The sequence below is a fragment of the Streptomyces sp. NL15-2K genome, assembly GCF_030551255.1.
Classification (GTDB): Bacteria; Actinomycetota; Actinomycetes; order Streptomycetales; family Streptomycetaceae; genus Streptomyces.
Genome location: NZ_CP130630.1, coordinates 7,151,195 through 7,177,598, shown reverse-complemented (window position 1 = coordinate 7,177,598; position 26,404 = coordinate 7,151,195). Strand labels below are relative to the sequence as shown.

Annotated in this window: 23 protein-coding genes and 2 pseudogenes; 15 read left to right on the top strand and 10 right to left on the bottom strand. The window is 68.6% G+C overall.

All coding sequences use genetic code 11. The annotated features are described in order from the left end of the window. Positions 1–67: 67 nt before the first annotated feature. Positions 68–1,657: a glycoside hydrolase family 20 protein gene (locus Q4V64_RS32500; protein WP_124439718.1), complete on the bottom strand. Its 1,590-nt coding sequence runs from the start codon at positions 1,655–1,657 to the stop codon at positions 68–70. Between the two features lie 221 nt (positions 1,658–1,878). Between Q4V64_RS32500 and Q4V64_RS32495 the strand changes: the two genes are divergently transcribed. The 6 genes from Q4V64_RS32495 (at position 1,879) to Q4V64_RS32470 (ending at position 7,122) form a co-directional block, all read left to right on the top strand. Next, the gene (locus Q4V64_RS32495) at positions 1,879–2,415 is read left to right on the top strand and encodes a 2-oxo-4-hydroxy-4-carboxy-5-ureidoimidazoline decarboxylase (RefSeq protein ID WP_124439694.1); all 537 of its coding nucleotides are present in this window, start codon (positions 1,879–1,881) and stop codon (positions 2,413–2,415) included. Positions 2,416–2,724: 309 nt separating this feature from the next. Continuing rightward, positions 2,725–3,069, top strand: coding sequence for a succinate dehydrogenase, cytochrome b556 subunit (gene sdhC / locus Q4V64_RS32490; protein WP_253266915.1), 345 nt, complete (start codon positions 2,725–2,727; stop codon positions 3,067–3,069). 5 nt (positions 3,070–3,074) lie between these two features. Further along, positions 3,075–3,557 (top strand): succinate dehydrogenase hydrophobic membrane anchor subunit, encoded by a 483-nt coding sequence (locus Q4V64_RS32485; protein WP_124439695.1) that lies wholly within the window; start codon positions 3,075–3,077, stop codon positions 3,555–3,557. Positions 3,558–3,576: 19 nt separating this feature from the next. After that, on the top strand, positions 3,577–5,331 hold the full coding sequence (gene sdhA / locus Q4V64_RS32480; RefSeq protein WP_124439696.1) for a succinate dehydrogenase flavoprotein subunit: 1,755 nt from the start codon (positions 3,577–3,579) through the stop codon (positions 5,329–5,331). After that, a complete protein-coding gene (locus Q4V64_RS32475; protein WP_124439697.1) occupies positions 5,331–6,110 on the top strand; it encodes a succinate dehydrogenase iron-sulfur subunit in 780 nt (259 codons plus the stop codon). The genes sdhA and Q4V64_RS32475 overlap by 1 nt, the downstream gene beginning before the upstream one ends. A 223-nt stretch (positions 6,111–6,333) precedes the next feature. Continuing rightward, positions 6,334–7,122: a hypothetical protein gene (locus Q4V64_RS32470; protein WP_124439719.1), complete on the top strand. Its 789-nt coding sequence runs from the start codon at positions 6,334–6,336 to the stop codon at positions 7,120–7,122. A 192-nt stretch (positions 7,123–7,314) separates the two neighbouring features. Here the strand turns inward: Q4V64_RS32470 and Q4V64_RS32465 are convergent, their stop codons facing one another. From Q4V64_RS32465 to Q4V64_RS32450, 4 genes are all read right to left on the bottom strand, one after another. Further along, the gene (locus Q4V64_RS32465; RefSeq protein WP_303713300.1) at positions 7,315–7,728 is read right to left on the bottom strand and encodes a hypothetical protein; all 414 of its coding nucleotides are present in this window, start codon (positions 7,726–7,728) and stop codon (positions 7,315–7,317) included. Between the two features lie 681 nt (positions 7,729–8,409). Further along, entirely contained in the window at positions 8,410–9,096 is a 687-nt protein-coding gene (locus tag Q4V64_RS32460; RefSeq protein ID WP_124439698.1) for an RES family NAD+ phosphorylase, read from the bottom strand. Positions 9,097–9,266: 170 nt separating this feature from the next. Next, entirely contained in the window at positions 9,267–11,624 is a 2,358-nt protein-coding gene (locus Q4V64_RS32455; RefSeq protein ID WP_124439699.1) for a WD40 repeat domain-containing protein, read from the bottom strand. Further along, positions 11,611–13,818, bottom strand: a complete 2,208-nt coding sequence (locus tag Q4V64_RS32450) for a hypothetical protein (protein WP_124439700.1) — start codon at positions 13,816–13,818, stop codon at positions 11,611–11,613. The genes Q4V64_RS32455 and Q4V64_RS32450 overlap by 14 nt, the downstream gene beginning before the upstream one ends. A 20-nt stretch (positions 13,819–13,838) precedes the next feature. Between Q4V64_RS32450 and Q4V64_RS32445 the strand changes: the two genes are divergently transcribed. After that, positions 13,839–15,317: a hypothetical protein gene (locus tag Q4V64_RS32445; protein ID WP_253266911.1), complete on the top strand. Its 1,479-nt coding sequence runs from the start codon at positions 13,839–13,841 to the stop codon at positions 15,315–15,317. Positions 15,318–15,778: 461 nt separating this feature from the next. Here Q4V64_RS32445 and Q4V64_RS32440 read toward each other — a convergent pair whose 3' ends face one another. From Q4V64_RS32440 to Q4V64_RS32430, 3 genes are read right to left on the bottom strand one after another with little or no spacing between them, the layout of a single operon-like run. Beyond that, the gene (locus tag Q4V64_RS32440; protein ID WP_124439701.1) at positions 15,779–15,979 is read right to left on the bottom strand and encodes a hypothetical protein; all 201 of its coding nucleotides are present in this window, start codon (positions 15,977–15,979) and stop codon (positions 15,779–15,781) included. A gap of 59 nt (positions 15,980–16,038) precedes the next feature. Further along, positions 16,039–16,440 (bottom strand): hypothetical protein, encoded by a 402-nt coding sequence (locus Q4V64_RS32435; RefSeq protein WP_124439702.1) that lies wholly within the window; start codon positions 16,438–16,440, stop codon positions 16,039–16,041. Then, positions 16,440–16,739, bottom strand: coding sequence for a hypothetical protein (locus Q4V64_RS32430; protein WP_253266912.1), 300 nt, complete (start codon positions 16,737–16,739; stop codon positions 16,440–16,442). Before Q4V64_RS32430 ends, Q4V64_RS32435 begins: the two co-directional genes overlap by 1 nt. A 183-nt stretch (positions 16,740–16,922) precedes the next feature. Here Q4V64_RS32430 and Q4V64_RS32425 point away from each other — a divergent pair, with 183 nt between their 5' ends. Together Q4V64_RS32425 and Q4V64_RS32420 are read left to right on the top strand one after the other, a co-directional pair. Further along, complete coding sequence (locus Q4V64_RS32425; RefSeq protein ID WP_124439704.1) at positions 16,923–17,678, top strand: DUF5919 domain-containing protein; 756 nt, start codon at positions 16,923–16,925, stop codon at positions 17,676–17,678. Next, positions 17,671–18,138 carry an NUDIX domain-containing protein gene (locus Q4V64_RS32420; RefSeq protein WP_124439705.1) on the top strand — a complete coding sequence of 156 codons (468 nt, stop codon included), beginning with the start codon at positions 17,671–17,673 and terminating at the stop codon, positions 18,136–18,138. The genes Q4V64_RS32425 and Q4V64_RS32420 overlap by 8 nt, the downstream gene beginning before the upstream one ends. A gap of 1,012 nt (positions 18,139–19,150) precedes the next feature. Here the strand turns inward: Q4V64_RS32420 and Q4V64_RS32415 are convergent. Then, the gene (locus tag Q4V64_RS32415; protein WP_124439706.1) at positions 19,151–20,758 is read right to left on the bottom strand and encodes a recombinase family protein; all 1,608 of its coding nucleotides are present in this window, start codon (positions 20,756–20,758) and stop codon (positions 19,151–19,153) included. A 17-nt stretch (positions 20,759–20,775) separates the two neighbouring features. Further along, positions 20,776–20,958: pseudogene (locus Q4V64_RS55370) on the bottom strand (ATP-binding protein); the annotation flags it as partial. A 237-nt stretch (positions 20,959–21,195) separates the two neighbouring features. On the opposite strand from Q4V64_RS55370, the gene Q4V64_RS32410 reads away from it, so the two are divergent. The 6 genes and pseudogenes from Q4V64_RS32410 (at position 21,196) to Q4V64_RS32390 (ending at position 26,392) form a co-directional block, all read left to right on the top strand. After that, the gene (locus Q4V64_RS32410; RefSeq protein WP_124439707.1) at positions 21,196–22,050 is read left to right on the top strand and encodes a helix-turn-helix transcriptional regulator; all 855 of its coding nucleotides are present in this window, start codon (positions 21,196–21,198) and stop codon (positions 22,048–22,050) included. Positions 22,051–22,061: 11 nt separating this feature from the next. After that, a pseudogene (locus tag Q4V64_RS55365) lies at positions 22,062–22,211 on the top strand (DUF397 domain-containing protein); the annotation flags it as partial. 67 nt (positions 22,212–22,278) lie between these two features. Next, positions 22,279–22,410, top strand: coding sequence for a hypothetical protein (locus Q4V64_RS32405; protein WP_301184515.1), 132 nt, complete (start codon positions 22,279–22,281; stop codon positions 22,408–22,410). Positions 22,411–22,529: 119 nt separating this feature from the next. Beyond that, positions 22,530–22,937 carry a VOC family protein gene (locus Q4V64_RS32400; protein ID WP_124439709.1) on the top strand — a complete coding sequence of 136 codons (408 nt, stop codon included), beginning with the start codon at positions 22,530–22,532 and terminating at the stop codon, positions 22,935–22,937. Between the two features lie 145 nt (positions 22,938–23,082). Beyond that, positions 23,083–25,884 (top strand): CHAT domain-containing protein, encoded by a 2,802-nt coding sequence (locus Q4V64_RS32395; RefSeq protein ID WP_172629160.1) that lies wholly within the window; start codon positions 23,083–23,085, stop codon positions 25,882–25,884. Beyond that, on the top strand, positions 25,877–26,392 hold the full coding sequence (locus tag Q4V64_RS32390) for a hypothetical protein (RefSeq protein WP_124439711.1): 516 nt from the start codon (positions 25,877–25,879) through the stop codon (positions 26,390–26,392). Before Q4V64_RS32395 ends, Q4V64_RS32390 begins: the two co-directional genes overlap by 8 nt. The last annotated feature ends 12 nt before the right edge of the window (positions 26,393–26,404 follow it).

Here is a 26,404-nt window from a genome sequence, read left to right as displayed (position 1 = left end):
AATACACCACAGTCGTACGCCCGTTCGCAGCCGGACGGGACAATCCGCCCCTGGAGCGCCCCCCGTTTCAGTCCAATCGATCGGCGAGCGCCCTGAACTCCGTCCAGGGCAGCTCCGGCTCCCCGGAGTCCCACAGCTTCTGCACCGTCGCCCTGAGCGGCATCCGGATCCCGGCCGCGACCTGATCCTGCGTCTGGGAGTTCGCGAGGTCGCACCACACCGCGAAGGACCCGCCGAGGATCTGGTCGTCGTACTTCGTGGGCACCGCCCGCGTGCCGCGCACGACGAGCGGGGTCCACTGCTCGTAGATCCGCTGCCCGGTCGGATAGACGAAGGTCAGCGGCTGGCCGAGGACGTAGTACAGGAACTCGTCGTTGTAGTTGATCAGCTTCCGGCCCGTGCTCAGATACTCGGTCGGCAGCCGCGCGCCGATCTCCTTGCCCGTCCAGTACGCGACCTGGATGTCCTTGTCGGGCTGCACGGACGTACCCCGGAAGAAGCCGTCGTTCCAGGCCCGCGGGGTCCTGTCGTGGGCGCGGACGGTGTCGGCGCGGTCGTTGAGCCAGCCGGTGGTGAGGTCGGCGACGGTCCCGCCGGAGCCGTAGGCCTCCCGCGCGGCACTGGCCAGCTGCGGGTAGGACGCCTCGGGATTGGACACCATGAGCGCCCGGTACTCGTCGCCGCCGAGGTGCCACTGGCCGCCCGGGAAGAGGTCGGCGTACTCGTTCAGCAGGTCGTCGACGATCTCGCCGGCCTCCGGCTTGGAGATGTCGACCGCGCCGCGCGCCGCAACACCCTGCGCGTTGCGCAACTGCAGGTCGGGGTGCGCGTCGATGACCGCGCCCAGATGCCCGGGCGAGTCGATCTCGGGCACGACGGTGATGTGCCGGCTGGCAGCGAGGCCGACGATCTCCTTCACCTGCGCCTTGGTCAGATGCTGTCGCGACACGACCTCCGGATGGGAGTCGGACTCGATCCGGAACCCCTGGTCGTCGGAGAAGTGCAGCCCGAGCTGGTTGAACTTGAGGTCGCCCAGCTCCCGGATCCGGTCCTCGATCCAGTCGGCCGTGAAGTGCTTGCGCGCGATGTCCAGCATGAGCCCGCGCACCGGCTTGGCCGGCCCGTCGCGCACGACGCCCTCCGGCGCCGTACCGTCGCCGCGCACCTCCTGCTTCAGCGTGCGGGTGCCGTAGAACACGCCCGCGTCCGCAGGACCGCTGATGGTCACCCGTCCACCACGCACGGTCATCGTGTACGACTCGGGGTCGGCCCCCTCGTCACCGCTCAGCGCCAGCCGTACGTCGCCGTCACGCACGTCGTTCTTCTCGCCCGCGTACGACAGCCCCAGCTCACCGGCGAGCAGCCGCCCCTCGTCGGCCAAGTCCCCGTCGCTCACGACGACCCGCAGCCCCTTCTCCGGACTCCAGCCGGGACCACGCGCCGGGGTGTGCTCGCGCACGGCGGGGATCGTGCGCGGGCTCTTGGACAGCGGGTACGAGCGTGTGGGCGACGGACTCGGGGCACCCGCGGACGTACCGCCGGAAGGCTGCTCCTGCGCCGACCCGGCGGGCCCGCTGTCGTCGCTGCCGCCGCCGGCCCACAGGCCGAGACCCACTCCGGCCCCCACCGTCACGACCACCACCGCGACGATCAGCACCCACGTCCGCTGCAACGCCCTCTTCGCCGACGCCCGGCCGTACTGACTCCGCCTGTGCTGACTCACGGCGCCAACCTAGGCCCTTCGGACACCTGAGTGTGTCCACCACGCGTTCCGAAACACTCCCGTTCGGATGAAATTCGGGCAACCGACGGACACGCCACATCCACTCTCGATAACGTGACGCCACATCTCTCACAGCTCCCCCTGCCGAAACGCACGTGACGCCCACACACCTTCCTGGCCGAGTCGCCATATCCGAGCAGACCCGGGGCACCACGCCCGGAACGCGTTCCCCACTGGAGCACTTCAACACCGCTCCCGCGGCCGACGCCGTACACACCCTCCTCACCTGCCTCCACAGCCACCACTGGGCCCACCGCATCACCGACCACCGCCCCTACCCCACCCTGGACGCCCTCCTGGCGGCATCGGACGAGGCGGCGTACGACCTGACGCCGGAGGATCTGACGGAGGCGTTGACGGAAGAGTCACTGCCGGTCCTGCCGGAGGGCGCGTACTCCGCCGCCCGCATGGCACTGAGCGCGGCGCAGGCGGCGTACGAGACCCGATTCGGACACACGTTCGTCATCTGCCTGGATGACCTGCCCCCGAGCGAGGCCCTCGACCGGGTCCTGGAGGCCATCCGGTCACGATTGACAAACGATCCGGAGGAGGAGCGGATCGTTACGGCAGAGGAACTCCGGCGCCTTGCAAGAGGGCGGTTGGTGGAGGCATTCAGGGGCGCGGGGCTGTGACAATCTGCGGCTCCGCCGCGTGGGCGCGACCAGCCCAAACGGCGCCGCACCCGGCAAATCACCGCACATCCCACCCCAGTAGCCCCAGATCTCACCCCCAGTAACCGCCCGACTGCACCCATCCGCGTGCCACTTTGATCACACCCCCAACCCCCGGCTGAGCCCAGCGGCAGCGCCTCGCTAGGATGCTGGGGGCCGGTGGACCGTACCCGGCCGGGCCCGACCGACACAGAAAGCCGGCGCGGCCCCAATCCCCGCTCCCGGAGGGCTTCCGTGCCGGCTGGAACGCTGTACCGCGGCCGGGAAGGAATGTGGTCCTGGGTGGCTCATCGAGTCACCGGCGTCCTCATCTTCTTCTTCCTGTTCGTCCATGTACTGGACACCGCACTTGTCCGTGTCTCCCCCGAGGACTACGACAAGGTCGTAGCCACGTACAAGACGCCGATCGTCGCGCTACTGGAGTACGGCCTCGTCGCCGCGATCCTCTTCCACGCGCTCAACGGTCTGCGCGTCATCGCCGTCGACTTCTGGTCGAAGGGCCCGCGCTACCAGAAGCAGATGTTCTGGTCCGTCATGGGTCTGTGGGTCGTGCTGATGCTCGGGGCGATCTACCCCGTCCTCGGCCACGCCGCTCGTGAACTGTTCGGGAGCTGACACCCATGTCCACCACCGAAACCGCCGCGTCCGGGATCGGCCCCGTCGAGGGCCCCTCCGTCTACGGCGTCGACAACCCGGCCCCCCTCATCGAGGCCCCGCGCCAGCGCACCAAGAAGACCCCGAAGTCCACTCGGGGCAACTTCGAGATGGCCGCCTGGCTGTTCATGCGCCTGTCCGGCATCGTGCTGGTCGTCCTGGTCATCGGCCACCTGCTCATCCAGCTGGTGCTGGACGGCGGCGTGTCCAAGATCGGCTTCGCCTTCGTGGCCGGCCGCTGGGCCTCCCCCTTCTGGCAGGCATGGGACCTGCTGATGCTGTGGCTCGCGATGCTGCACGGCGCCAACGGCCTGCGCACGATCATCAACGACTACGCGGAGCGCCCGAACACCCGGCTGTGGCTCAAGGGCCTGCTCTACACCGCCACGGTGTTCACCATCCTGCTGGGCACGCTGGTGATCTTCACCTTCGACCCGAACATCCGCTAGGCACGGGGCTGCGAGAATCATGAAGATCCACAAGTACGACACCGTCATCGTCGGCGCCGGCGGCGCGGGCATGCGCGCGGCCATCGAGTCCACGAAGCGCAGCCGCACCGCGGTGCTCACCAAGCTCTACCCCACCCGCTCCCACACGGGCGCCGCGCAGGGCGGCATGGCCGCCGCGCTGGCCAACGTGGAGGAGGACAACTGGGAGTGGCACACCTTCGACACGGTCAAGGGCGGTGACTACCTGGTCGACCAGGACGCCGCCGAGATCCTGGCGAAGGAGGCCATCGACTCGGTCCTCGACCTGGAGAAGATGGGCCTGCCGTTCAACCGCACGCCGAACGGCACGATCGACCAGCGCCGCTTCGGCGGTCACAGCCGTAACCACGGCGAGGCGCCGGTGCGCCGGTCCTGCTACGCGGCGGACCGCACCGGCCACATGATCCTCCAGACGCTGTACCAGAACTGCGTGAAGGAGGGCGTGGAGTTCTTCAACGAGTTCTACGTCCTCGACCAGCTGATCACCGAGGTCGACGGCGTCAAGAAGTCGTCCGGCGTCGTCGCGTACGAGCTGGCCACCGGCGAGATCCACGTCTTCCAGGCGAAGGCCGTGATCTACGCGTCCGGCGGCTGCGGCAAGTTCTTCAAGGTGACGTCGAACGCGCACACCCTGACGGGCGACGGCCAGGCGGCGGTCTACCGCCGGGGCCTGCCGCTGGAGGACATGGAGTTCTTCCAGTTCCACCCGACCGGCATCTGGCGCATGGGCATCCTGCTGACGGAGGGCGCCCGCGGTGAGGGCGGCATCCTCCGCAACAAGGACGGCGAGCGCTTCATGGAGAAGTACGCGCCGGTGATGAAGGACCTGGCGTCGCGAGACGTCGTGTCCCGGTCCATCTACACGGAGATCCGCGAGGGCCGCGGCTGCGGTCCCGAGGGCGACCACGTCTACCTGGACCTCACGCACCTCCCGCCGGAGCAGCTGGACGCCAAGCTGCCCGACATCACCGAGTTCGCGCGCACCTACCTGGGCATCGAGCCGTACACGGACCCGATCCCGATCCAGCCCACCGCGCACTACGCGATGGGCGGCATCCCGACCAACGTCGAGGGCGAGGTGCTCGCCGACAACACGACGGTGGTCCCGGGCCTGTACGCGGCCGGCGAGGTCGCCTGCGTGTCCGTCCACGGCGCCAACCGCCTCGGCACCAACTCGCTGCTGGACATCAACGTGTTCGGCAAGCGGGCCGGTATCGCGGCCGCCGAGTACTCGCAGAAGGCGGACTTCGTCGAGCTGCCCGAGGACCCCGCGCGGCTGGTGCTCGACCAGGTGGAGCGCCTGCGCGACGCCACCGGCACCGAGCGGGTCTCGGTCCTGCGCCGCGAGCTGCAGGAGACCATGGACGCGAACGTCATGGTGTTCCGCACCGAGCAGACGATCAAGACGGCGGTGGAGAAGATCGCGGAACTCCGCGAGCGCTACCTGAACGTCTCGATCCAGGACAAGGGCAAGCGGTTCAACACCGACCTCCTGGAAGCCATCGAGCTGGGCAACCTGCTCGACCTGGCCGAGGTCATGGCGGTGTCGGCCCTGGCCCGCAAGGAGTCCCGCGGCGGTCACTACCGCGAGGACTACCCGAACCGCGACGACGTCAACTTCATGCGCCACACCATGGCGTACCGCGAGGTGGGCGACGACGGCACCGAGTCCATCCGTCTCGACTACAAGCCGGTCGTCCAGACCCGCTACCAGCCGATGGAGCGTAAGTACTGATGGCAACCCCGACCCTGGACAAGGCGGACGCGGCCGGCACACCCGAGCCCGGCTTCGCCGACTCCCCGTACATCACGGCCACCTTCCGCATCCGCCGCTTCAACTCCGAGGTCTCGGCGGAAGCGGCCTGGGAAGACTTCCAGGTGGAGATCGACCCGAAGGAACGCGTCCTCGACGCCCTCCACAAGATCAAGTGGGAGCTGGACGGCACGCTCACCTTCCGCCGTTCCTGCGCCCACGGCATCTGCGGCTCCGACGCCATGCGGATCAACGGCAAGAACCGTCTGGCCTGCAAGACGCTGATCAAGGACCTCAGCCCGGAGAAGCCGATCACGGTCGAGGCCATAAAGGGCCTGACGGTCCTGAAGGACCTGGTCGTCGACATGGAGCCGTTCTTCCAGGCGTACCGGGACGTCATGCCCTTCCTGATCACGAAGGACACGAACGAGCCGACGCGCGAGCGCCTGCAGACCGCCGAGGACCGGGAACGCTTCGACGACACGACGAAGTGCATCCTCTGCGCGGCGTGCACGTCCTCCTGCCCGGTCTTCTGGAACGACGGCCAGTACTTCGGCCCGGCGGCGATCGTCAACGCCCACCGCTTCATCTTCGACAGCCGCGACGAGGCCGCCGAGCAGCGCCTGGAGATCCTGAACGACCGCGACGGCGTGTGGCGCTGCCGCACGACCTTCAACTGCACGGACGCGTGCCCGCGAGGGATCGAGGTCACGAAGGCGATCCAGGAGGTCAAGCGGGCGTTGATCACGCGCCGCTTCTGAGGTCGTTCGTCGGTCTCGTACGTTTCTGGTTTTCGTACGTCTTTTCGCACGTCTTTTCGCACGTCCGTGAGGGCCCCGCTCCCCGGTTCGCGCCGGGGCGGGGCCCTGGGCTTCTTCCCTGCTTGCTACTTGAGAGTTCAAGCCACTGATGGAACCGGATCAGCCACTTCCCATGTGACCTCTGTGACAGGTGATACTCCGCCGACACACTGACCGCATGGCAATCGCCCCCCTGAGAAAAGCCGCCGCCGCGCTGCTCGCCACGGCGTCCGCGCTGCTCGCGATACCCCCCACGGCCTCCGCAGCCCCCACCCCGCATGCCCCGTACGGCACGCTCGCCCGGGAGACCTTCGACCGCCTCCCCCTCGGCCCGGTCACGGCCGGCCGCGGCTGGACCACCGACACCTCCAACGGCACCCTGACCGTCGCCCCGAGCACTACCGGCCACGGCCGCGAACTCCGCATCCGCACCGAGGGCAACGGCCGCGCCTTCCTCGTCTTCCCCGACCTCGCCCCGCCGGGCAACAGCTACTGGGCCCGCATGCGCCTACGCGTCGCCGAGTTCCCCACGGCCCCCGACTGGGCGCACTGGACGCTCGCGGAGGCGTCGGGCTCGGACTCCCCGACCCTCGTCCGCCCGCTGGGCGGCCAGTACGCCCCGACCGACCGGCGCAACTTCTTCGGCGTGGGCTCCGACCTGGGCCTTACCGGCGACTGGACGGCCTGGAAGACATCCGCACCCGCGGTCGCCGGGAAGTGGCAGTGCGCCGAATTCCACCTGGACGCCACGGACAACCGGGTCACGGTGTACCTGAACGGTGTGGAGCAGTCCGACCTCACGGTCTCCACGAAGAACCACGGCGGCACCACGGACGACTTCATCTTCCCGACCTTCGACAAGCTGAAGCTGGGCTGGCAGCTGTACCAGGCGGACCCGACGCCGTCGTCGTACGACGTCCGGCTGGACGACATCGCGGTGAGCACGCGGCGGGTGGGCGGGTGCGGGGCCTGACGACCGGTCCGTCGTCGCGGTGATCGATCCCACACGCTCACGCGCACCCGGCTGCGCCCCAGTCCGTGGAGGAAGTACGTCCACAGCCAGGGCCGGCAGCCCAAAGCGAGCCGGACGACGTCTGCGCTTTCTCCTCGTTGCGCCTGTGCCGCCCCACGGCTTGTCGGTGGGCGGCACAGGACTGCACCGGAGTCAGCCGCCGTCAACGTAGGCGCGTGCGGCGACCATGACGTCCCTGAAGCGCCCCTCGGCGATCACCGTGAGGGGGGCTTCGTCCTCGAGTTGTGGGTTCATCCCGATCATCCAGGCACGTGCGGTGTACAGGCTTTCGGCGTCCTGAATGAGTTGGAACACCTGCAGGGCGGCACGGAGGCGATCTTCGGCTTCCTGGCGTGGTGCCGAATCACCCGAAGCCCACTTGCCGACCTGTCGGGGATCATTGATGTTGGTGATTCGAGCGGTCAGACGTTGGCCGAGATTGTCCTGCAGAAAACGGGCGATGTCCGCGATGGACATGCGCACGGTGGTGGCGTGGGCTCGCTCGGCGCTGACCGCGCTCTTGGCGACGGCAGGAGTGTTGGCTGTGGTGGCCGCTGTGGTGGCCATGGCATTTCCTCCCTCGTGTTCTGACTGCACGCCTGGCTCTCGTGGCCGGCTGGTCGCGTGTCAGGCAACGGGTGCAGGACTTGATTGCGGACAGCTCGGCCTGCTGCACGTGCGATGGAGTGCAGATGCGGGCTCGGCGCCGCTCATTGGTGTGACGCTTCTGAGAATGAAGGATCCGCGGGGAAGCGTGACCGCTACGGACCTGGCGGGCGCTAGACGCCTGTGGTCAGCATCGCTGCATGCCGGTCATGGAGACAGTTCCGGTGCTGGGCTGACTGAGAGGGTGCAGGCTGTGCAAGAGCTCGGTGCGACGCCAGTTGCTGAGCTGGCCGGCCTGCGAAGCGCCGTCAGGAGGTATCAGCGCGATCGCAGGTGTGGCGACGGCAGCTGATCGTAAGTGGCGGCTGACTGTGTTCATGGTCCCTCCCCAAGGGTTAATGAGTTAAGGCTACCCAGAATCCACCTCTAACTCCACCATTTTTGCGCCGACTTCTGCCGCCTGATGATCTGTCAAGATCATGTCTCCAGGCGCGGATTGATCCTCTGACATGCAGTTTCCCTCCGATCCTCCTACCAGACGGCGTTAGGTGCCGACTGGGGTTTTCCTTCGTTCGCGTTACGCGATCGGTGGAGGTTTCAAGGTGGGTGCAACGAGGAACTGAGGGGTGTGATGCCGCGGTGTCAGCGAATGACGAGTCCGTACTCTTCAGCGACTCTGCGCAGCCCCTCGGTCTCCGGCCAGATGGGCTGCCGCTCGACCTCTTCCAGGTCGACATCGCTGAAGATGGCCCAGCACTGGCGCATCCCGAAGCGGGAGCGATAGGCGATCCCGTGGACGAGCCGGCCCTGTTGCGGGTCGCGCTGGGCTATCGCCCAGGCGGCGATCTGGCGCGTCACCCTGCGGTTCGCGCCTTGGATGTGTTCGGGCGTCAGCTCGTCGATGTCGAACTGCGCCAGTTCTTCCTTGAGCTCTCCCGACAACGTGCGCAGGGTCAGCTCGTCGTCGACGTCCAGGAACCGTGCTTCCTTGGCCGGCTGTAACCGCACCAGCGTGTGCCGGGTGCGCCAGTCCTGGGGAAGGTTGCCGGGATCCATGAAGTAGGGGTCGTTCCAGTCGTTCCCGATGAATTCACGCAGTTCGGGATCGACGCGGAAAGGTGCCAGCGCCTCGGCGAAGCACCCATCGAGGTCGGAGGCACAGTACAAGGTGCCGTAGCTCACCAGGCTCCACCGGTTACCCCCCGAGCGGCTGTCGTCTTCCCGGCTGATCTTGTTGTACTTGCGCGGGTCCTTCGCCTTCCCCAGGCGCCAGACCCCGCGCTCGGGTGCCGGTACGAGACTTACCTGTAACGGTGTGCCCTCGCTCATGGGCCGCTCCTGACTCCGGTGGGCATTTACAGGTGTGCTGGGCACGCCCCCGCGGTAGCCCAGCCGCCTGAACACAGTCGAACGATCATTTTCTGCTGCTGGGCAGACAGGAGCGGCACATCTTGCCGATCCATGAGGGGGCGCACGAAGGATTTGAGGGGGCGCACGGTCTAGCTGGTGGGCGAGAGGTCCTCCAGGTCCAGCTCGAGAACGGCGACTCCGGCCTCGCCCGCCATGGCGAGGACGACCTTGCCGGTGGATTCGTCGGAGACATGCGCGGACAGGGTGTGCACAGGACTCCCCGTGGCCAGCTGCAGGACGCAGCGCGATGTCGCCGCTTCCCAGAAGCGAATGATGCCGTCCCGTGCGGAGCTGGCCACATAGGAGCGGGCGGTACCGGCGGACGTCGTCCACGTGGCGAGGGCTTCAACGGCATCCGTGTGCCCTCGCAGCGGTTCGCCGATGGGTGTGCGGGTGGACAGATCCCACAGGCGCACCGTGCCGTTGTCCCCGCCGCTGGCGAGGAACGGGGGCAACGGCGAGGGGCTGACGCTGATGGCTACGGCATTGATGATTCCCTGCCGACAGTAGAAGACGTGTCGGGGCGTACCGTCTCTCGCGTCCCACAGGCGCACTTTGCCGTCTGTGCTGCCGGAGGCGAACCAGTCCGTGCTGACTCCGTCCGACGCCGCGGCCACGGTCCGGACGCGGTAGTGATGCCGCCACCGCTGTAGCGGTAGTCCGCTGTCCAGGTCCCACAGCCGGACGGTGACCTCATCGCCGCTGACGGCCAACCGCCGTCCGTCGCAGGCCAAGGTCGAGGCGAGGACACGTACGGGCAGGGAGTGCCCGCGGAGAAGGGTGTCGGCGGCAGTGCCGCGCTGCGGGTCCCAGGATCGGATGCTGTGGTCGGACGCCGCCCAGAGGAGCATGCGCCTCCCCTGGTGCTCCGGCGCCCAGGCCAGGGCGAGCGGGGGATGCTGCGGGTCACTGCCGAAGGTGCCGGTGGCTGTCCCGCTGTGCGTGTCCCACACCTGGGCCTGGGCCGTGGCGTAGCTGACGGCGAGGCGTGATGGGGCACCTGAGTCCGGAGTGATGGCCGCGGCTACCGCGGCAGGGGCGGTGTCGGTGCCCTCGAGCGCGTGGTGAAGGGCGGACGCGTCCCACAGCCGGACGGTGTTGTCCCGGGCTGTGGAGGCGAGTTGGACGGCGCCGTCCACGGAGACGGTGTGCAGGGCCGTCACCCTGTCCGTGTGCCCGGTGAGCTGCCCCGTCCGCTGTTCCGCGCCGATGTCCCAGAGGCGGATCGCTGATCCCGAGCCTGCCGCGGCGAGCAGGTGCCGGCCGCCGACTTGCAGTGCCGCCAGGGCGGTGACGGGCTCTCCCTCCCCCGGCAATGTGGCTCGTGGGCCTGAGACCGTGTCCCACACCGTGATGGAGCCGTCGCTGTGTCCGGTGGCGACCCGGCCGGGGACCGTCGTGTCGGTCAGGGACCTGACCGGAACGCCGACAGGGTGCTCGTGCAGTATTCGATGATCCGCGAGGTCCCGGATTCCCAGGGTGCGGCCGGCGACGACCAGCAGCCGCCGGCCGCCGGGGCCGTCAGCGAGCGTCAGCGCGAATGCGGCCCCGTCCGACGGGTGAGCGCTCACGTCGGCCAGGTGGTGCTCCTCGGAGTGATCGTTCCACAGTCTCACCGCGCCGTTCCCGTCGACCGCTGCCACCGTCAACGCCCCTGCGTCGTCGCGGTATCCGGTGACACCGGAGGGCCAGGTGCATCCCCCGAGCGGCAGCTGGTTGAGGAGCATCCACCGATGCGTGTCCCAGACGCGCACTGTGCCGTCCGCGCTGCCTGAGACGAGCACTCCGCCATCGCCGGAGCCCGGCACGAAGGACAAGCACCGCACCGCGCCGTCGTGTGCGGGAATCCGGTCTCCGACGGGTGCGCCGGTGGCCGTGTCGATGAGTTCGACACCGCCTGACTCGTCGCCCACGGCCAGTAGTACGGCACCATCGGGCCCTTCCGCCGTGGCCAGCGACAGGCTGCGACGGCGGAGGGTCGCCAGCACGTTGGACGGTGGCGCCCACTGTGACCACAGCACACACAGCCGTGAGCCCGCGAATTCCGCGGCCTCCGGGGGCAGGCTCCGGCGAGGAGTGCCAGGAAACCGCAAGGCGGTGTAGGCCAGGTGCAGGCTCGAGCACCGGGAGGGCAAGTCCGCGTCCTGTACGTAGGGCTCGACAGCCGCCCATGCCGCGAGCCAGGCCCGGTCCGGGCGATGAGTCTGCCGGAGGCCGAGAAGTCCCCGGACGCCGTCGCCAGTGATCCAGGGCAGCAGACCTGGCGGCACATGACGGTCGTCCAGCGTCCCTCCGATAGCGGCATGGTGAGCCAGATACCGGCTCAGATAGGGGTGCGGCACGGCTACCGCGTCAGGTCTGACCAGACGCGCCAGTTTGGCCGCGATGCGGGCGTGGGCCTGTCGCTCGCCGGCATCGGGTTCCCCCTGCCGGTCATCCGGATTCATCCGCCCCCCTCGTCCCCTTCATCCCCCTCGTCGCCTTCGGCTGCTGCGGCCACCGGCGCAGCATGGCCCCGAGTCTCTCGTGGGCGGGCCGGTACACGACATGGTCGTCCTCGACATCGTGCGTGAGATACCCGGCGAGCCGGCCTCCCAGAAGCCGCCGGATCTTCTCGTCGGCGTGATCGATGCGGGCCGACAGCAGTTCCTCGGCCACGGCCGGCCACACCTGGGCCCAGGGAATCCCCCGGCCCAGCCCGAAAGCGGTGGCACGCAGCAGCGCGAGTGCTTCCTCCCTGTTCAGGCCATCGTCGGTCACCCGGTCGAGATCCTGCTCGAAGAGACCCACCGTGCCCCGGTCGAGTTGTGAGAGCCACAGCGGATCGCCGAGCAGCGCGGCTCCGTCGCCGCGGCGCAGTTGTTCGGCGGCCAGGCGGGCGTCGAGGAACGACCGTCCCACATGACACGCCACGGACTGCGCCGCCGCGGTGACGACGGCCGGGTCGTTGCCCCAGGCCGCCCCGGCCAGCAGAGCGGCCGCATAGGCGGCGATGTCCGCCTGGACCCCCTCTCCGTCGGTTCGCACCACCTGTGCCGCGGGGAAGACGGCGAGCAGTTCCTGCAACAGCCCTCGCAGGCCGGTGGCGACCGCCGCCTCCGGGGTGCCCGGGCTGGTGCTGCGGACTCCGATCAGCAGGCGCAGGCCCCGGTGAGCGGGCAGCGGCAGGGCCGTCGGGAGACCGGACGTCTGCGCGGGGATGGGGATCCTGCCCGTGCCGCCCGGCCCGCCGGCGAAGGCGACGACTGGCACGAGAACGTCGCGGATGCAGGCGACAGCGTCGGCGGACTCGTCGAGGCCGTCGACCACCACGGTGACGATGTCTTCCCGGCAGATCCCCTGGCAGGTCTCCCGGCGGGTCTCCTGGCAGGTCTCCCGACAGGTCGTGAAGAAGGCGCGCAGCCCTTCCTGCCATTGCCGCACAGGGTCTGTCGCCGGTTGCGTACGGTCTGGTTCACAACCCATCCGCGTGCCGATGGCTTCGATCAGGCTCAGCGGCCCGCGGTTGCGGGCGGATACCGCCACATGGATGGACCCCTCGTCCGGAACGCTGTCCGCCGACGCCTTGCTCACCGCCTCCGCGTAGCGCGGTGACGCCCTGAACGCGCAATCGCTGAGTGTCACGGCCCGGGCCAGGACCGCGGACTTTCCACTGGCGGCGGTTCCCGTCACGATGAGGACGCCCGCGGGACCTCTGACGAAGCTGGTCAGGCGCCGGTTGATGTCCTGGCGGCCGGAGAAGTACCAGCCAGGATCATCCCTGCTGGCGCGGCCACTGGCGCGGTCCAGCCAGTACTCGAGTTCCTCGGCTGTGGCCGCGACCTCCTCCCGGGCCCGGGTGACCACCTGCGGCTTGGGCCGGTAGCCCGGGTTGGGCAGGGTGGGGGTCGGTGCGCTGAGTTTGCCATGGAGGACCGTGCGTGGACCGGGGAGCGAGAGATCCCGTTCCTCGTTGAGGCGCTCGGTGGCGTGCTCCAGGGCCTGTATGAACTCGGAGATCGTCAGGTGAGGGCGTGCGATGCCGGCTGCCTCCTGCAGCCATGCGAAGGCCATGCGCAGGACGACGGCGAATTCACGTCCCAGTACGGGAGAACGGGTCGCCGTGGTCGCCACGACGTTCAACGTACCCTCGGCGGTCCGTGACCGGGCGAGGTCGCGGGTGAGCAAACTCAGCTCCGCGTCGATGCCTTCCGCCTCACAGGCGTTGACGATCACCAGTACGTGACGGGCCCGTGAGTCGAGAGCGGCGATGACGATCTCGTTCGTCGGCATGCCCGTCGCCAGCAGTCGGTCGCGGTCGGTGCCGGGCAGGAGCAGGAAGTGTCTGCTGGACGTGCCGACAGCTCCGTGTGAGGTGATGTACACGACCAGGGCCTCGTCCTCTGTCGCCTCCCTGATGCCGGAGGTGTGCAGAAAACGCTCCACATCGTGACGCTCCTCGGGCGAACGCAGAATGGTCTGCACAAACCCCTGCCCCGGCGCAGGCCCGGTCTGCCACCACGCGGTCACAACCGACAGCTGCTCCTCGATGGCTTTGGCGAACTCGGGATCTCCGTCCTCCACCGTCACGATGACCAGGGAGTGGGAGTCCGCCACTTCCACGCCCTCTGTTAAGCCAACCTCCCCGTGTTCCCCCTGCATCTTCTCTATTGTCCACAGCCATGAAGCACCACGGGCCAGAACATACGAAATCCGCCACCACCGCATCGACAGCGCTCGCCGACCTCACCCAGGACGCCGTCGTCATCGTCCCGGGCATCATGGGCAGTGAGCTCTACGACACCGTCGCCCGCAGGACCGTCTGGGGCTTATCCGGTGTGTCATGGCTCCTGAAGGCATGGACCCGCCCCAAGGGCCTCGAACCGCTGCGTCTGACCGCGCAGGAGCTGGAAGGAAAGACCGGCCGCATCAAGGCCACTCAACTGATGCGCCACTCGTCCTGGACCCCCTACCTCCAGGGGTTCGAGCCCTACACCGCCCTGGTCGACACGGTCCACGGCTGCGTCGCCGACCCGGCCGCCGTCCTGGAGTTCGCCTACGACTGGCGCCTGCCCGTCGCCGCCAACGGCCGTCTCCTGGCCGATGCCGCCCGCCGTCATCTGACCGCCTGGCGACAGCATCCCGCCCACGACGACGCCCGCCGCGACCGCGTCGACGAACGCCCCGCACGCCTCGTCTTCGTCGCCCACTCCATGGGAGGCCTCGTCACCCGCGCCGCCCTCGATGCCTCCTACGACAGCGACCTGGCCGACGACACCCGCGCCGTTCTCACCCTCGGCACGCCCTTCTACGGCGCGGTGAAAGCAACCGTGATCCTCAACACCGGGCGCGGCGCCCCCGTCCCGCTCCCCCACCGGCAGTTGCAGTCCATCTCCGCCACCATGCCCGGCCTCCACGACCTGCTTCCGCAGTACGCCTGCCGCATCGACGGCGACAGCGTCCGCCGCCTCACCCCCGGCGAGGTGGCAAGCATCGGCGGCAACGCCGAACTCGCCCAGGCCGCAGCCGACTTCCACGCGAAGCAAGCCCACGCCGCGCTGCCCGCCCACTGGGCCGTGGCCGGCACCAACCAGGCCACCCTGCAAAGCCTCACCATCCGCGACGGCGTCGTCCATCCGCACCACCACGGAGCCCGCCAGCACACCAACGGCGACTTCATCCGCGACCCGAGGGGCGGCCTCAGGTTCTACGACGTCAAGGGCGACGGCACCGTCTACAAGCATTCCGCAGCTGTCGGCCCCGCCGTCACCCCACTCCCGCTCCAGCACGGAGCCGTTGCCTCCGACCCGGTCGCGCTCAAGGCAGTCGCGGAAATACTCCGGGACGACGACCATCTCGGCCCACCCCAGGGCGCCCCCGGCTGCGGCCTTGACGTCCCCGACCTGGTGGAGGTCGGCACCCCCTGGACCATCAAGCTCAGCGGCGTGGACTCCTTGTCCGGCCTCCATTGCCACATCGCCGACGTCGAGGGCCGCAACGCACAGTCCCCCAAGCCGAGCTGGGGCGACGGACACATCATGGCCAGGGCCACGGTGAGCGTTCCTGGCCTGTACCGCGTGACCGTCCGCACCATCGACGGTCATACGGTCACCCAGCTGGTACTGGCCGACGAACCCGGCACCAGGCTGGAAGCGGACTGAAGGCGGTCGGCAGTTCGATCACGCGGCGCCCCTCTCACTGCCCACGGCCGATGCCTCGACCTCGCACCACAGCAGCTTCCCGCCCGCCCCGAAGCGCCCGTCCCCGAGCAGACAGCCACCCCACGCGTCCGCGTAATGGCATACGAGGAACAGCCCGCGCCCGCCGACGGCCTCGACCGGGACAGGGCAGAGAGGGGCTGGCCCCTTGTCGAAGGGAGGTGGGATGTGCGGATTCGTGTCCCAGACGCTCACGCGCAGTCGGCTGCGGTCGATGCCGCGCAGGCGGAGTGTCGCTGGGCCGGTCGAGTACCGGTAGGCGTTGGTGACCAGCTCGCAAGTTACGTGCGAAAGTACTACCTAGTTAGCGCTGGTCGGGGCGGTTCTCCAGCTTGGACATGGAAGGGCCCCGACCCTTCGGGGGCCGAGAGTCGGGGCCCTGGTCTTGCTTTCCTCACCTCGGTCTATGTCGTGTGCGACTCGATTTCGGGGTCGGTCATGGTGGCGTTGAAGTACTGGAACGCAGACAACTCGTAGCCGCTGTGGTGCGTCAGGCCCGCGTGCTTGAGGCACCACACCTGGGCGTCGTCCGCGTCGGCCGTGTCAGCGGAGCGTTCGCCGCACGTGAGGCACCTGCCGCAGTGACGCACGGCCATGGCAGGCACGGCTGTCAGTGTCCATTCCGCGAACCGGTACCGGCCCCGTGTGGTCCCGTTGTCCGCCCTCATCCGCATGCCTCGGCCGGAAGCTGCGGCCCGTCGCCATCGGCGCCGTCGTCCTGGTCGTCGTCGCTGTCGTCTGTGTCCTGGGCGTCGTGCGGCTGGGGCAGGCGTGCGCCCCGGCTGTCAGCGATACGCAGCACGTCACCAAGGCACTGGGTAGCCGCTCGCAGGGCGAGACGTAGCGCGTACTCCCCGGCCCTACGGTCGTCCAGGACAGCTTGGGCGCCCATGAGGACATCGGCGCCGTCACGCAACTGGTCCGCCTCGATCTCGTCCGCGATACGGGCCAGGGCGCCCGGGGTCCCGTTCGTGGACAGGAAGCACGGCTTGCCGGTGTCGGTCTCCCACGGCAGCAGCCGTAGGCCCGGTCCGATCGTGGTCACGGCATTGCGGTCGTAGCTCATCAGGCCGTCACCTCCGCCCCGTGCATCCGGCGCGCGCTGATGTCGATGCCGTACGTCGCGAGTACCAGCACGCGCCGTCGTGCCCGTCGCCGCCGTTCCTCCTGCCGTCGCTCGTGTGCAACGAGGTAGGGACGCACAAGGCCGATGTCCTCACCTCGCAACACGGGGACGCACGGAAGACGGACCGTCGGCACGTCCACGGTCGGCGCGGCAACTGTCTCGGCGCTCCGGCGCCGTCCCGCTGCGGGAAGCAGTAACCGCAACAGCAACTCGAAGATGCTGGCGATAAGGTGCGGCATGTCGTCAACCTCCATGGGGTTGGTGGCCACGCCCCCGGACCGTCGCCACGGTCGCGGGGGTCTGTGCATCAGTCACCCCCCACACTTCCGCCCCTGCTGGCGCGTTCCTACTTCGTTCCATGACCGTTAGGAACGGAACAGGGCTACCGTGAGAATCGTGCCTAACATCCCAGGGGGTTACCGGTGAACGAAGCACTGCGTCGCGCCATGCTTCAAGCCCGCATGACAGATCGTCAGTTGGCAGAGAAATGCGGCGTGGACGTCAAGACGGTCGGCCGTTGGATCACCGAGACGGGACGGATCCCCCGTGCCCGCCATCGGTGGGCCGTCTGTGAGGCACTCGGAGAGGAGGAGACCGTGTTATGGCCAGCAGCCGCGAGGAAGGCGATCAAGGTCGGACCGGACCGTGAGGTCGTTTCCGTCTATCCGTACCGGTCCGGCTGTCCGGCTTCGCTGTGGCGGTCGTTGATCACCAAAGCCGAGCGTGAGCTGACGTTCGCTGGTTACACCAACTACTTCCTGTGGCTTGAACAGGCCCGGTTCGGTACCGCGTTGCGGCGTAAGGCCGCACAGGGGTGCCGAGTGCGCTTCTTGCTCGGCGACCCGGACAGCGATCTCACACAGTCCCGCGAGCAAGACGAAGCCGTCGCGCTCACGCTGTCGACGCGTATCCGCGTGACACTCGCCGAGCTGGAGAAGATCAGAAATCAGCCGGGTATCGACGCGAGGTACAGCGATGGACATGCATACCTGTCCGTGTTCCGCTTCGATGACGACATGATCGTTACGCCCCTGCTGACGCACAGCGTTGGACACGATGCCCCTACGCTGCATCTGCGTCGTCACCAGGACGACGGCATGTTCGATCGCTTCGCTTCGCACATTGAGGAACTCTGGAAACGGGGCACTCCCGTATGGGAAGAGGAAGGGAATGGGTAGGCGCGATTACGAGGACGACCCGAACGCCCCCGCCGCGAACAGCTTGGTTCCAGCTGCTTCTGCCGTCGTCGTCGACGACTCCGGGCGCATCCTGCTTCAGCGTCGGCGTGACAATGACATGTGGGCGCTTCCTGGTGGCGCCATGCACATCGGAGAGTCATTGCCGGACTGCGCGATCCGGGAGACGCGCGAAGAGACCGGTATCGATGTCGAGATCATTGGCATCGTCGGGACCTACACCAACCCCCGCCACGTCTTCGCCTACGACGACGGCGAGGTACGGCAAGAATTCTCCATCTGCTTCCTGGCTCGTCCCGTGGCCGGGCAACTCGCGGTGTCGGAGGAATCAACCGACGTCCGCTGGTTCGAGCCAGCAGAGATTGACGCGCTCCCCATGGTCGCCAGCATCCGGAAGCGAGTGAACGACTGGCGCGACGGCAACATGCCAGCCGCCCGGTAATCGGCACACGGATACGTCGGCCCCCGTCGCTCTTTGGCGAGAGTCGTGCTGTGTGAGCTGTGGTGCCCTCATGCCGCAGGTGGCCACGCCGCCGGCCGTAGAGGGTTGGGGCGGGAGCTGCCATGGGGCGAGAGAACAGGGGGCCTTACGCTGCCCGGCGGATCGGGCAGTCTCTTGGGACCTGCCCGCAATAGCCCGATCGGCCCCCTGTTCTTGGAGGCTCGCCCCATGGTGGCTGCCTCAAGCCTCGGAGGCCGTCGGCCCCAGCCACATCCCGGTGACCGGACCCGCCACGGCCGCCGCCTTCAAGAACAGAGAAAGAAGAGTTACGCCGATCCGGCCGGAGTGACGCTCGCACGCTCGGGCTGGCCTGCGGTCGTCGCGCGGCTGCCGCCGGACCGGACCGGCCGAAGGCCGCACGCCGGGCCGAGCGGCCAAGGCCGCGCGGCGCGCCGAAGGCGCGCCCTTGAGCAAGTAAAGACAAGTTACTCCGATCCGGTCGCGCGGCTGCTCGGGTCTTCTCACCGGTCGCCGGAAGGCCGGTGCGCCGTGGTGCTGGCCGGGTTCCCGGGTGTGGTCTGGTGCCGGTTCGGTCCGTGCGAGAGCTGGTGGGCAGGGCTCCCTGGAGCTGGTGCCCCGTGTTGGAACTCCGGGGCGTGAGCGGGCGTTGGAGAGGAAGAGACCCAGCAAAGATCAGCTCAGACGAGATATTCGCCGACACGACTTGGCGCGTCGTGAAGGCCGCAGCGCAGACGCCACTTCTGACCGTCTGCCTGGAAGAGGAGAATTCCAGTGGCTGCGCGCCCCACTCGCCCCCGTCGCCCGTCTCGTGGTCCGCGTCTGACTCGTGAGCAGTGGCTTTCCCTGCATGTGGCACGTGCCCCGAAGATCACGCCTGAGCAGTGGCGCAAAACCAACGCGATACTGCATCCGCGGGACGGCACAGCACTTGAATAGGGAAGAGCCCCGGTGACCATGAGGCCATCGGGGCTCGACGCTGTTACGGACGGTATTACTGCGGCAGGGGCTTCCATACGGGCACGATCGCCTCGTGGTCGAAGCTGCGCCCCATGGGCCGTGCCGGGTGCACCATGACGGCCTGCAAGTACTGCCCCAGGATGGCGCGCTTGCCGGGAATGGTGGCGGCTTCCCACTCGGCGCGTACCTTCTCGGGGCTCTTGCGCCGCTGGTCGCGGTCCGCCTGGGTGCGGCGGGTCTTGCTCAGGCTGGCGATCAGCTGCTTCTCCTGGGTTTCCAGGCCGGGCACGACCGCGAAGAACGATTCCGGGCTGACCTTGCCGTCCCGCATGCCTTCCCGCATGGCCTTCAACCGGACTTGCACGTCGGCGAGTTTCGCCATATCCGGGTGCTCTGCCCGGGGCTCTTCCGGGGACTGGCCGGTCTCCTCGGGCTGGTTGGTCTCCAGGTGCAGGAACAGCAGATCCTCTACCAGCTGGTCGAGCTGGGTCATTTCCCGCTGGCTGCCGCCGCACCCGCCCATGTTCTTCGACGGGCACTTGTAGATCTTCCTCGGCCTGCCGGTCCGGTGATGCTTGCTGGCGATGCCGACCATCGCCCGGCCGCACGGCGTGCCGTCCACCCTCGGCCGTGCGCACCGCAACAGCCCGGACAACAGGTATTTCTTCGTGCGCCCCGAGGTGAATTCCTTTCCCTCCTTACGGCGCTCGTATTCCGTAACAAAGGCGTCCCACTGCGCGACGGTGACAATCCGCTGCCACTTACCGCGTACATACTTCCCGTCCACGTCCCGCAGGGCCAGATCCCTTGGCGAGGTGGAAATACGCGCCTGCCGCTTGGAATCATCCGCCCCGTACTCGTCCTCGGCTCCAGGCGCCCCGTCCCGCCCCCAGTAGGTCACGATCCCCGCCACCCTCGGCGACAGCAGCATGTTCCGGATCGTGGTCAGATACCACGTCGTCCCGCTCACCGGCGCAATACCGGACTCGATGAACATCCGCGTGATACTCGACCAGTTCTCCCCGGCCGTGAACCCCCGCACGGCCTTACGGATCAAGGCGGCTTCCTCGGGCTTGCGGGTCAGCCGGTCCTCCTCCCACCCGAAAGCCCGGTTCGGCGGCAGACTCCGGCCCTCCCGCGCCCGCTGGATCCGCTCGCGCGAGACCCGGCGGGCGGTGTCGGCGCTGCTCTTGTTCGCCATCGCCATCAACACCCGCGCCATGGCCTTGCCGTTGTCGGTCATCAGATCCAGCGAGCCCGTCACCCCGACCACCGGCCGCCGGTAGTGGTCCACCAGGTCGATCAGGTCTTCCAGGTCACGCGGCTGCCGCGCCAGCCGGTCGAGGTCGTAGACGATGATCCCGTCTATCACCCCGTCCTGATAGTCCCGCAGCATCTGCCGGAACTCCGGCCGGATCACCCGCCACACATGGCGGCCGTCCGGCAGCTCGATCCGCCTGCGCTTGTACGCGGATGTGTCGTTCTCCGGATAGACCTTCCCGACCTTCCACCCGAGCCGCTCGGCAAGCTCCTCCACGTCCTCCTGCTGCCGCGTAACCCCCTTCTCCTCCTCCAACGGGTCGTTGGAGATCCGCACATAACCGCCTGCCTGCCGGGGCTTCCGGCCTTCCGAAGTAGCCATGTGTAGACCGTACTTAGAGAAGTAGCCAGCTCTGACGCCAATAGCTCTGTGGTGTCCTGGAGTTGGCTCATGCCATGCCCGGCGAGGACGGCCCGCAGAGTGACACGGGCGATGCGCGCGGCGCGCGGGTCGTGGGGGAGTTGGAGGGCATACGCCCAACTTGAGGACCCTTCGCACTCCGACATGGATACGGTGACCATGAACGCCTCCTGCGGTGGGGGAACTTGGTTCGCTCGATGGCTCAGCCGGGCGGTGGCAGTGCCGCGCACGAGAAGGGCGCGGTGCGCTTCCGGCTTATCGGCGGCGCCGGTTGAGCGGCTTGGATCTCACCGTAGAGCACTGCATGGACTACATTCCATTAAGTCAATGGAATGTAGTCCTTCTTGCCTTCGTGTGAGTGACCCGCACAACGTACGTACGAACGGGAAGTCGCCGTCATGCCGCAACCAAGCCCCCTCCCTACCGCCCGGCGCCGCCGCCTCGGGGTCGAGTTGCGCAGGCTGCGCGAACGGGCCGACCTCTCCGCCACACAGGCAGCCGCACTGGTCGGAGCCACGCAGTCACGCGTGAGCAACATCGAAGCAGGGCGCTACGGAGTGAGCGCCGACCGCGTCCGCGCGATCGCCCGGCACTACGACTGCACCGACGAACCCCTGATCGAGGCCCTCGCCGCGCTGACCGGCGAGCGCCGGCGTGGCTGGTGGGAGGAGTACCGGGACATCCTGTCCCCCCGCGTACTGGACCTGACCGAGGTCGAGCATCACGCCACCGCATTGCGCGTGGCGCACGTCATCAACATCCCCGGCCTACTCCAGACCGCCGACCACGCCCGCGCTCTGTTCAGCCACACGGTGCCGCCACTGAAGCCCCACGAGATCGAGCACCGTGTCTCGCACCGCATCAAACGCCAGGAAATCCTGCACCGCGAACAGCCCCCGCCCTACACGGCGATCGTCCACGAGGCGGCCCTCCGCATGCGCTTCGGCAACCGGGCCACTGTCCGAGCCCAACTGCACCATCTCAACGAGATCAGCGAACTGGACCACGTCACGATCACCGTCATCCCCTTCGACAGCGGCCCCTTCCACACCTCGGGCCAGGGCGTCGACTACTTCCACGGCACGGTGCACCAGCTGGACACCGTCCAGCTGGATACCGACCATGGCGCGGAACTCATTGACTCACCGGCCCAGTTGGATCGCTACCGTCTGATCCTGGACCGCGTCGCACAAGCGGCACTTCCTCCAGCGAAATCACGCGACTTCATCGCCCAACTCGCCCACGACCTCTGAAGGAGCCCTCAATGACCGAACTGCACTGGCAGAAGTCCACGTACAGCCAGGAGGCATCCGCCTGCGTCTACCTCGCCACCACCCCCACCGGAACGATCCTCATCAGGGAAAGCAACGAGTCGGCAACCATACTCACCACCGGACGCCGCCAGCTCGGTGCCCTGATATTCGCGCTCAGGGCTGATCAGTGTGCCTCTATTGCAGGGCCCCCGGGCACAGCTCTGAGCAATGGTCGTGCGCACCGCGGTCGTGGTGGAGGAGTCCTGGGCGAAGTGCCTGACGGAGGTGACCCGGCCGAGGGCGTCGAAGTACGTCCTCGTGATCGGGGCCGTCGAGCCGGCGGGTTCACCTTGGTGCTGACCTCGTCGGACACCGGGAGGGGCAGGTCGGGTGATGTAGTGGTCGGCTCCTCGGCCCAACGAGTGACCTCGCGGGTCGGTCCGCCAGGCGAGCGGCACCCCCGCACCTAATCTGATCGCATGTCAGATGACGAGTCGTACGAACTGCTCGGTTTCGACAACGTCCTCCTGCCCGTCGGGAACCTCGCCGAGGCCGTCGGGTTCTATGAGCGCGCCGGGTTCACCGTGGGGTTCCGGTTCGACGAGGGCGGGATCGCGTTGCTGAAGGTGGGGGGTGAGACGCCTGGGATCCTGCTGAGGCAGGAGGAGGAGTTCGGGCATCGGCCGCCTCCCTGGCCCTCTCCACGGGTGTGGCTGGAGGTGCCGGACGCGCGGCGCGCAGCGAGGGAGTTGGCCGCCGCCGGCATCGTCCCGCTGGACGAGCCCTTCTCCGTGGCCACCGGCTGGACCGTGGAGGTCGCCGACCCCTGGGGCAACGTCATCGGGTTCACGGACTACCGCAAGCGGCCAGAACTCGGGCGGGCGTAAGGGCGGGTTCGCGGCGGGCCGCGATCATTCCGTACCCGATCTCGTGTGAAAGCGGTGCGCATGTGCCGGTTGGGGCGGCATGGTGGGGGCGTCACGTGGGGAAGGGCCCTGGCGTGGAGCGCGACGGGCGTGCCGAGCAGCGCGGTTGACGGCCCGGCAGGCCGAGGGGGATGCGGTGGACGTCGACTTCCGGATAGAGGTCGGGCCGGGCGGGGCGGACGGCTACCCCGTGGTGTATCGGACGACGGACGGCGAAGAGGCCTCGGACGTGATGCGCCTGCCGCCCCCGCACGAGCTGGAGGCGCTGGCGGCGCGGGTGCCGGACGCGGTGGTCGCGTCCTCGGCCCGCGTGCGCCGCGCCGTCGTGGGCAGCGAGGCACCCGTACGGGAACTGGGGCGGATGCTGTTCGACGCCCTGCTGGGCGGGGCCGGGGCGGCACTCCTGCTGGCCGCGCGCAATCGTGCCGCGCAGCGGGGCGGGCAGGTCCGTATGGTGCTGCGGGTGCAGCCTCCTGAGCTGGCGCGCCTGCCGTGGGAGTTCCTCTACGACACCGCCGAAGACGCCTACGTGTGCCTCGAGGTCCCGCTCGTACGCCATCCGCAGGTGGCGCGGCCGGTCGAGCCGCTCCGGGTGGCCCCGCCGCTGCGGATCCTGGGCATGGTGGCCCGGCCGGAGGACCAGGAGCCGCTGGCCGTGCAGGCCGAACAGCAGCGCCTGCGCGAGGCCCTGGCCGATCTGCTGGCCGAGGGGCGGGTGGAGCTGGGCTGGGTGGGCGGACAGACCTGGCGCGACCTGCGGGACGCGGTCCGCCGCGACGCGCGCGTTGCGCCGCACGGCAGCGCGAGCCGGGGCGAGTGGCACGTGCTGCACTTCATCGGGCACGGCGGGTACGACGCCACCGCCCAGGAGGGCACCCTGGCGCTGGCGGGTGAGCGGGGCGAGACCTACCCGCTGGGTGCCGGGCAACTGGCGATGCTGCTCGCGGGTCATCCTTCGTTGCGGCTGGCGGTGCTCAACGCCTGCGAAAGCGGCCGTGCGGGCGAGCTGAACCCGTTCTCCAGCGTGGCCGGGGCCCTGATGCGCAAGGGCATGCCGGCCGTGCTCGCCATGCAGTACGAAGTGAGCGAGGACGCGGCGCTGGAATGCGCGCACGCGTTCTACGACTCGCTGGCCAGACAGCTCCCGATCGACGTGGCCGTCATGGAGGCCCGCCAGGCCATGACACTGGCCAGGCCCGGCACCCTCGAATGGGGAACCCCGGTGCTGTACATGCGCTCCCTCGACGGGGGCGGGCACCTCTTCGACTTCGCCGACACCCCCGGCCCGGCGGGCGCGACGCCCGGGGAGCCGGGACCGGGCACCCGGTCGGTCAGGCCCCGCCCTGGGGAGCGCCAGGCCGATCCTCGTTCCCATGAAGGTCCCGCCGAGGCGGAGCTGCCCCTGGAGGAGCTGTACGCCGAAGGGCTGGCCGCCCTGTACACCGACCGGTGGGGGGAGGCCGTCGAGGCATTCCGCGCGGTCATCGCCCGCGACCGCGACTACCGCGACAGCCAGGCCAAACTCGCCCTGGCCCGGCAGCGTCAGCGCCTCGCCTCGCTGTACGCCGCGGCGACCGCGGCGACGGCCGCGCAGGACTGGGAGCAGGCGGTCGATCACCTCGAAGCGGTCCTCGCCGCCGAGCCCGGCTACCGGGATGCCCGCGCGCTGCTGGATCAGGCCCGCTTCCAGCGGACCCGGGCCCAGCTGCGCGAGGAGATCGCCACCCTCCACCGCGCCGGGCGGTGGGAGGCCGTCCTGGCTGCCGTCGAACGCCTGCGCCAGCATGCCCCTGACCAGCTCGAACCGGAGATCGTGACCATGGCGATGGCGGCCCGGACGGAGCTGACGGCCGCCGACCGCGCCCGGAACCTCGTCCGCCACTACGTCACGGCCCTGGCGCAGATGGAAATCGGCCGCTGGAAGGAGGCCCTGCAGTCACTGGGCGAGGTCCGTGCCCTCGACGCCGGCTACCGCGACACCGAGCGGCTCATCACCAAGGTGCGCCAGGAGATACGCGGCACCGAGTACGGGCCTCTCGCCGCCACCAACCTGTTCACCGCCACGGCGCTCCACAGGGTCAACGCGATCGAGTTCAGCCCGGACGGCGGCCATCTCGCCGTCGGCACCAACCGGAAGACCACGCTGATCCTCGACGACCGGGGCACCGAGCTCGCCGCACTTCAGCACGGGAGCATGGTCGCGGGGGTCCTGTGTGTCCGGTTCACTCCGGACGGCCGACGTTTCGCTACGGCCAGCAGCGATCTGTACGTACGGGTGTGGAACGCGGGTACCGAGTCGCGCCGGTTCCCCGGCCGCTACGCCGTGAAAGACTTGGTGTTCAGCCCGGACGGGCGCGGCCTCACCGCTGTCAGCCGGCGCGAGATGCGGATGTGGGACACGCAGACCGGCAGAGAACTCCTGAAGGTCCCCCACGACTTCACCGCGGAAGGCGTGGACTTCAGTCCCGACGGCCTTCGCTTCGTCTGCATCTGCACGGACGGCTTCACGCGCGTATGCGATACCGCGACCGGCACGGAGTTCTTGCGGGTGAAGCACGACGGCATCGCCCATGGAGTGGCGTTCAGCCCCGACAGCCGTCGCTTCGCCACCGCCACCTCGTCCGGCGTCACGCTGTGGAGCGCGGAGACCGGTGACCAGCTGCTCGTGGTCATCCGCGGCAGAAAGGTGCACGACGTCGCGTTCAGCCCCGACGGCCGGCTCCTCGGCACCGCCGAACACGACGGTGCAGCGCGCGTGTGGGACGCCGGCAACGGCACGGAGCTGCTGGGCATCCCTCACTCCGAGCGGGTGCGGGCCATCGCATTCGCCCCCGACGGTGGCCGCCTCGCCACCGCCGCCGGAAAGACGGTTCACCTGTGGCAACTGAAGGAGGCCGAAGTTGACTGAGCCCACGGCGCCGCCCGCCGACCTCGTCGTCGACCCCAGGGTCACCCGCGAGGCGGAACGCCCGCTCACCGACGCTCTCACCGCCCTCGGCTTCGCCCCCAGCGTCCGGGAACTCCCCCCGCGCCGCACGACCGAGCCGCTGACCTGGCTGATCCTGATCGCGCTGCCCCTGCAGGCGTTCCTGGGCATGCTGGGCCAGAAGACGGCCGAGAGCGCCTACCGCCGCCTCCAGGAAGCCGTCCGCGGCCTCCATCTCCGTTCCTCCGGTACGTCCGCCGCGCTCGAGCCGCCCGAACCGCCGCGTCCCGTCGTACTCGAGGACCCGGCGAGCGGTCTGCGCATCGTCCTGGAGCACGACCTGCCCGAGGAGGGATACCGGCAGCTCCTGGCCCTGGACCTCACCCAGTACCGCCTGGGCCCCCTGCAGTACGACCGCGCCCAGGGGCGGTGGCGCTCGGTACTCGACGAGGCCGACCTGACGCCTCAGGGGCCGTCGGAAGGGAATTAGGCTCTCTTTCCG

Excerpts from the sequence above, each read along its gene's own strand:
- sdhC (WP_253266915.1), top strand. The coding sequence starts at position 2,725 with ATGTGGTCCTGGGTGGCTCATCGAGTCACCGGCGTCCTCATCTTCTTC.
- Q4V64_RS32485 (WP_124439695.1), top strand. The coding sequence starts at position 3,075 with ATGTCCACCACCGAAACCGCCGCGTCCGGGATCGGCCCCGTCGAGGGC.
- sdhA (WP_124439696.1), top strand. The coding sequence starts at position 3,577 with ATGAAGATCCACAAGTACGACACCGTCATCGTCGGCGCCGGCGGCGCG.
- Q4V64_RS32475 (WP_124439697.1), top strand. The coding sequence starts at position 5,331 with ATGGCAACCCCGACCCTGGACAAGGCGGACGCGGCCGGCACACCCGAG.
- Q4V64_RS32465 (WP_303713300.1), bottom strand. The coding sequence starts at position 7,728 with ATGGCCACCACAGCGGCCACCACAGCCAACACTCCTGCCGTCGCCAAG.
- Q4V64_RS32460 (WP_124439698.1), bottom strand. The coding sequence starts at position 9,096 with ATGAGCGAGGGCACACCGTTACAGGTAAGTCTCGTACCGGCACCCGAG.
- Q4V64_RS32455 (WP_124439699.1), bottom strand. The coding sequence starts at position 11,624 with ATGAATCCGGATGACCGGCAGGGGGAACCCGATGCCGGCGAGCGACAG.
- Q4V64_RS32450 (WP_124439700.1), bottom strand. The coding sequence starts at position 13,818 with ATGCAGGGGGAACACGGGGAGGTTGGCTTAACAGAGGGCGTGGAAGTG.
- Q4V64_RS32445 (WP_253266911.1), top strand. The coding sequence starts at position 13,839 with ATGAAGCACCACGGGCCAGAACATACGAAATCCGCCACCACCGCATCG.
- Q4V64_RS32435 (WP_124439702.1), bottom strand. The coding sequence starts at position 16,440 with ATGAGCTACGACCGCAATGCCGTGACCACGATCGGACCGGGCCTACGG.
- Q4V64_RS32430 (WP_253266912.1), bottom strand. The coding sequence starts at position 16,739 with ATGCCGCACCTTATCGCCAGCATCTTCGAGTTGCTGTTGCGGTTACTG.
- Q4V64_RS32420 (WP_124439705.1), top strand. The coding sequence starts at position 17,671 with ATGGGTAGGCGCGATTACGAGGACGACCCGAACGCCCCCGCCGCGAAC.
- Q4V64_RS32415 (WP_124439706.1), bottom strand. The coding sequence starts at position 20,758 with ATGGCTACTTCGGAAGGCCGGAAGCCCCGGCAGGCAGGCGGTTATGTG.
- Q4V64_RS32410 (WP_124439707.1), top strand. The coding sequence starts at position 21,196 with ATGCCGCAACCAAGCCCCCTCCCTACCGCCCGGCGCCGCCGCCTCGGG.
- Q4V64_RS32405 (WP_301184515.1), top strand. The coding sequence starts at position 22,279 with ATGGTCGTGCGCACCGCGGTCGTGGTGGAGGAGTCCTGGGCGAAGTGC.
- Q4V64_RS32400 (WP_124439709.1), top strand. The coding sequence starts at position 22,530 with ATGTCAGATGACGAGTCGTACGAACTGCTCGGTTTCGACAACGTCCTC.